This window comes from Marinobacter lipolyticus SM19 (assembly GCF_000397065.2).
In the GTDB taxonomy this organism is placed as follows: Bacteria; Pseudomonadota; Gammaproteobacteria; order Pseudomonadales; family Oleiphilaceae; genus Marinobacter; species Marinobacter lipolyticus.
Map to the genome: position 1 here is coordinate 1 of NZ_KE007311.1, position 5,818 is coordinate 5,818.

The 5,818-nt window shown below is 53.5% G+C and carries 1 protein-coding gene, 2 tRNA genes and 3 rRNA genes; 5 read left to right on the top strand and 1 reads right to left on the bottom strand.

What is annotated here, in order from left to right:
• A partial coding sequence (locus MARLIPOL_RS18725; RefSeq protein ID WP_222102456.1) for a hypothetical protein occupies positions 1-278 on the bottom strand: 278 nt, incomplete at its 3' end.
• Positions 279-426: 148 nt separating this feature from the next.
• Here MARLIPOL_RS18725 and MARLIPOL_RS06325 point away from each other — a divergent pair.
• The 5 genes from MARLIPOL_RS06325 (at position 427) to rrf (ending at position 5,764) form a co-directional block, all read left to right on the top strand.
• Positions 427-1,966 (top strand): 16S ribosomal RNA (locus tag MARLIPOL_RS06325).
• A gap of 111 nt (positions 1,967-2,077) precedes the next feature.
• Positions 2,078-2,154: transfer RNA gene (locus tag MARLIPOL_RS06330), tRNA-Ile, on the top strand.
• A gap of 96 nt (positions 2,155-2,250) precedes the next feature.
• A tRNA-Ala gene (locus MARLIPOL_RS06335) sits at positions 2,251-2,326 on the top strand.
• A gap of 329 nt (positions 2,327-2,655) precedes the next feature.
• A 23S ribosomal RNA gene (locus tag MARLIPOL_RS06340) occupies positions 2,656-5,548 on the top strand.
• A 102-nt stretch (positions 5,549-5,650) separates the two neighbouring features.
• Positions 5,651-5,764, top strand: a 5S ribosomal RNA gene (gene rrf / locus MARLIPOL_RS06345).
• Together the 16S, 23S and 5S rRNA genes with 2 tRNA genes alongside form the textbook arrangement of a ribosomal RNA operon.
• Positions 5,765-5,818 lie beyond the last annotated feature (54 nt).

The following is a 5,818-nucleotide window of genomic DNA, read 5'->3' on the forward strand; positions in this document are numbered from 1 at the left end:
CCTCGCCTGAGCTCTGTAGAATGCGCATCTCTTTCGAGGGGTAAGCCACTTAGGCGGCTCCGGATTCGGAAGGCAACTGTTTGAAAGTGTTGAAGAAAATGAGTTTCAAGTTTCTTCAGAAAGCGGTTGACAAGGTGGCGGTTCAGTGTAGAATGCGCGCCTCGATACAGCAGTAAGCCGGTGAGTTTTTCGGCGGTTTCCGGAGACGGAAAACAGCGAAAAATAAACGGTTGACAAGGCGGCGGAGCGATGTAGAATACGCCACCTTGATCGGGCAAGCCCCGAACGCTCTTTAAAAAGTTAACCAAGTAATTCGTGTGGGCGCTGGCCGAGGTATTTCGGATACGAAATATCAGGACAGTGACTCGTCGAAATTGAGTTTTGTCTTGAGCAAGAATAGAGAATCTTCGGATTCTTGTATGATTTAAACTGAAGAGTTTGATCATGGCTCAGATTGAACGCTGGCGGCAGGCTTAACACATGCAAGTCGAGCGGTAACAGGGGGAGCTTGCTCCCCGCTGACGAGCGGCGGACGGGTGAGTAATGCTTAGGAAACTGCCCAGTAGTGGGGGATAGCCCGGGGAAACCCGGATTAATACCGCGTACGCCCTTCGGGGGAAAGCAGGGGATCTTCGGACCTTGCGCTATTGGATGTGCCTAAGTCGGATTAGCTAGTTGGTGGGGTAAAGGCCTACCAAGGCGACGATCCGTAGCTGGTCTGAGAGGATGATCAGCCACATCGGGACTGAGACACGGCCCGAACTCCTACGGGAGGCAGCAGTGGGGAATATTGGACAATGGGGGCAACCCTGATCCAGCCATGCCGCGTGTGTGAAGAAGGCTTTCGGGTTGTAAAGCACTTTCAGTGAGGAGGAAGGCTCAAAGGTTAATACCCTTTGGGATTGACGTTACTCACAGAAGAAGCACCGGCTAACTCCGTGCCAGCAGCCGCGGTAATACGGAGGGTGCAAGCGTTAATCGGAATTACTGGGCGTAAAGCGCGCGTAGGTGGTTTGATAAGCGAGATGTGAAAGCCCCGGGCTTAACCTGGGAACGGCATTTCGAACTGTCAGGCTAGAGTGTGGTAGAGGGTAGTGGAATTTCCTGTGTAGCGGTGAAATGCGTAGATATAGGAAGGAACACCAGTGGCGAAGGCGGCTACCTGGACCAACACTGACACTGAGGTGCGAAAGCGTGGGGAGCAAACAGGATTAGATACCCTGGTAGTCCACGCCGTAAACGATGTCAACTAGCCGTTGGGACTCTTGAAGTCTTAGTGGCGCAGCTAACGCACTAAGTTGACCGCCTGGGGAGTACGGCCGCAAGGTTAAAACTCAAATGAATTGACGGGGGCCCGCACAAGCGGTGGAGCATGTGGTTTAATTCGACGCAACGCGAAGAACCTTACCTGGCCTTGACATGCAGAGAACTTTCCAGAGATGGATTGGTGCCTTCGGGAACTCTGACACAGGTGCTGCATGGCCGTCGTCAGCTCGTGTCGTGAGATGTTGGGTTAAGTCCCGTAACGAGCGCAACCCCTATCCCTAGTTGCTAGCAGTTCGGCTGAGAACTCTAGGGAGACTGCCGGTGACAAACCGGAGGAAGGTGGGGATGACGTCAGGTCATCATGGCCCTTACGGCCAGGGCTACACACGTGCTACAATGGTGCGCACAGAGGGCTGCAAACCCGCGAGGGGGAGCTAATCTCACAAAACGCATCGTAGTCCGGATCGGAGTCTGCAACTCGACTCCGTGAAGTCGGAATCGCTAGTAATCGTGAATCAGAATGTCACGGTGAATACGTTCCCGGGCCTTGTACACACCGCCCGTCACACCATGGGAGTGGATTGCACCAGAAGTGGTTAGTCTAACCTTCGGGAGGACGATCACCACGGTGTGGTTCATGACTGGGGTGAAGTCGTAACAAGGTAGCCGTAGGGGAACCTGCGGCTGGATCACCTCCTTAAACGAAGCCGAATGCTTCGGTCAGAGTCCACACGAATTACTTGGTTGGCTAATAAAGAGAGCAAAGGGTCTTTGCAGGCCCGACTTGGCTTGTTGAAAGACAGGCAAAACCGGGTCTGTAGCTCAGGTGGTTAGAGCGCACCCCTGATAAGGGTGAGGTCGGTGGTTCAAGTCCACCCAGACCCACCAGAATTGCGTAGCTCGTCGTTGTGTCCGGACTTGCATAGCAGGCTATGCGGCGCCCGAACACGCCTAGATCTACACAATTCTTGATAGCTTTATATTGGGGCTATAGCTCAGCTGGGAGAGCGCCTGCCTTGCACGCAGGAGGTCGGCAGTTCGATCCTGCCTAGCTCCACCAAAACTTTACTGACTAACTTCGGTTAGCAGTGTACAGAAACGAATGTTTCACAACGATGAAGCCTTCCTTTCTGATCACTGGGTCAGATTTGCTCTTTAACAAATTGGACGAGATAGAACACGAAGATATTTCTCTCATTATCTCCGAGAGGAATATGTTCAATGTGATAGCGATTTCAAGCGTTATCCGGTGTTGTCGTTGAAGTGGTTGTATATGACTTCGAGCGGCTGTCTCTGAACCTCATCCTGGATGAGAAAACTGGCTTCACTTCGGTGGGTCCGGGGCTCTTGTTTATGGTGTCGTACAGATCAGTTGTCTTGGGGTTATATAGTCAAGCAACTAAGCGCATACGGTGGATGCCTTGGCAGTCAGAGGCGATGAAAGACGTGGAAGCCTGCGATAAGGTTCGGGGAGCTGGCAAACGAGCTGTGATCCGGACATCTCTGAATGGGGAAACCCACCGACTTTCGGGTCGGTACCTTGCACTGAATACATAGGTGTAAGGGGCGAACTCGGGGAACTGAAACATCTAAGTACCCGAAGGAAAAGAAATCAACCGAGATTCCCTCAGTAGCGGCGAGCGAACGGGGACCAGCCCTTAAGCTGGACAACTGGTAGGAGAAGGCTCTGGAAAGTGCCGCCATAGTGGGTGATAGCCCCGTATCCGAAACCTGAGTCCAGTGAAATCGAGTAGGACGGGACACGTGATATCCTGTCTGAACATGGGGGGACCATCCTCCAAGGCTAAATACTCCTGACTGACCGATAGTGAACCAGTACCGTGAGGGAAAGGCGAAAAGAACCCCTGTGAGGGGAGTGAAATAGATCCTGAAACCGTATGCGTACAAGCAGTCGGAGCGGACTTGTTCCGTGACGGCGTACCTTTTGTATAATGGGTCAGCGACTTATGTTCAGTGGCGAGGTTAACCGTCTAGGGGAGCCGTAGGGAAACCGAGTCTGAATAGGGCGATTTAGTCGCTGGGCATAGACCCGAAACCGGGCGATCTATCCATGAGCAGGTTGAAGGTTGAGTAACATCAACTGGAGGACCGAACCCACTGTCGTTGAAAAGCCAGGGGATGACTTGTGGATCGGAGTGAAAGGCTAATCAAGCCCGGAGATAGCTGGTTCTCCCCGAAAGCTATTTAGGTAGCGCCTCGGACGAATACCACAGGGGGTAGAGCACTGTTTCGGCTAGGGGGTCATCCCGACTTACCAACCCGATGCAAACTCCGAATACCTGTGAGTACTATCCGGGAGACACACGGTGGGTGCTAACGTCCATCGTGAAGAGGGAAACAACCCAGACCGCCAGCTAAGGTCCCCAAGTACCAGTTAAGTGGGAAACGATGTGGGAAGGCTCAGACAGCTAGGAGGTTGGCTTAGAAGCAGCCATCCTTTAAAGAAAGCGTAATAGCTCACTAGTCGAGTCGGCCTGCGCGGAAGATGTAACGGGGCTCAAACTGGTCACCGAAGCTGCGGCTGCATACTTTGTATGCGGGGTAGGGGAGCGTTCTGTAAGCCTGCGAAGGTGTGTTGAGAAGCATGCTGGAGGTATCAGAAGTGCGAATGCTGACATGAGTAACGACAATGGGGGTGAAAAACCCCCACGCCGGAAGACCAAGGGTTCCTGCGCAACGCTAATCGGCGCAGGGTGAGTCGGCCCCTAAGGCGAGACCGAAAGGTGTAGTCGATGGGAAACGGGTTAATATTCCCGTACCTTGGATCACTGCGATGGAGAGACGGAGAAGGCTAGGTGAGCCGGGCGACGGTTGTCCCGGTTTAAGCGAGTAGGGAGAGGACTTAGGCAAATCCGGGTCCTTAATTCTGAGACGCGACGACGACTGCTCATAGAGCGGGAAGTCATTGATGCCCTGCTTCCAGGAAAATCTTCTAAGCTTCAGGTGATTCGAGACCGTACCCCAAACCGACACAGGTGGTCAGGTAGAGAATACCAAGGCGCTTGAGAGAACTCGGGTAAAGGAACTAGGCAAAATGGTGCCGTAACTTCGGGAGAAGGCACGCCGGCGTGTACGTGAAGCCCCTGCGGGTGGAGCGGAAGCCGGTCGAAGATACCAGGCCCCTGCGACTGTTTATTAAAAACACAGCACTGTGCTAACACGAAAGTGGACGTATACGGTGTGACGCCTGCCCGGTGCCGGAAGGTTAATTGATGGGGTTAGCGCTTGCGCGAAGCTCTTGATCGAAGCCCCGGTAAACGGCGGCCGTAACTATAACGGTCCTAAGGTAGCGAAATTCCTTGTCGGGTAAGTTCCGACCTGCACGAATGGCGTAACGATGGGGGCGCTGTCTCTACCCGAGACTCAGTGAAATTGAAATCGCCGTGAAGATGCGGTGTATCCGCGGCTAGACGGAAAGACCCCGTGAACCTTTACTATAGCTTCACAGTGAACTTTGAGCATGTTTGTGTAGGATAGCTGGGAGGCTTTGAAGCGGCGACGCCAGTCGTCGTGGAGCCAACCTTGAAATACCAGCCTGACATGTTTGAGGTTCTAACTTGGTCCCCTTATCGGGGATGAGGACACTGTGTGGTGGGTAGTTTGACTGGGGCGGTCTCCTCCCAAAGCGTAACGGAGGAGCACAAAGGTGGGCTAAGCACGGTCGGACATCGTGCGGTTAGTGTAATGGCACAAGCCCGCTTGACTGCGAGACAGACACGTCGAGCAGGTGCGAAAGCAGGTCATAGTGATCCGGTGGTTCTGTATGGAAGGGCCATCGCTCAACGGATAAAAGGTACTCCGGGGATAACAGGCTGATACCGCCCAAGAGTTCACATCGACGGCGGTGTTTGGCACCTCGATGTCGGCTCATCACATCCTGGGGCTGAAGCCGGTCCCAAGGGTATGGCTGTTCGCCATTTAAAGTGGTACGCGAGCTGGGTTTAGAACGTCGTGAGACAGTTCGGTCCCTATCTGCCGTGGACGTTGGAGATTTGAGGAAAGCTGCTCCTAGTACGAGAGGACCGGAGTGGACGAACCGCTGGTGTTCGGGTTGTGTCGCCAGACGCATTGCCCGGTAGCTATGTTCGGACAGGATAACCGCTGAAAGCATCTAAGCGGGAAGCCCCTTCCAAGATGAGATCTCCCTGGCCCCTCGAGGGCCCTGAAGAGCCGTTCAAGACCAGGACGTTGATAGGTCGGGTGTGTAAGCGCTGCGAGGCGTTGAGCTAACCGATACTAATTGCTCGTGAGGCTTGACTATATAACACCCAAGACAATTGCGGATAATGCAGAGCCTTCGCGCTCAACAGAAATCAACATCACATCGTTCTACTTCTCGTCCACCCAGTGATCATCCGTTTTGCCTGACGACCATAGCGGTCTGGAACCACCTGATCCCATCCCGAACTCAGAAGTGAAACAGACCTGCGCCGATGGTAGTGTGGTTCGTCCATGTGAGAGTAGGTCATCGTCAGGCTCCTAAGTCCCAAAACCCCAGCATCCTTGATGTTGGGGTTTTTTATTGCCTGAA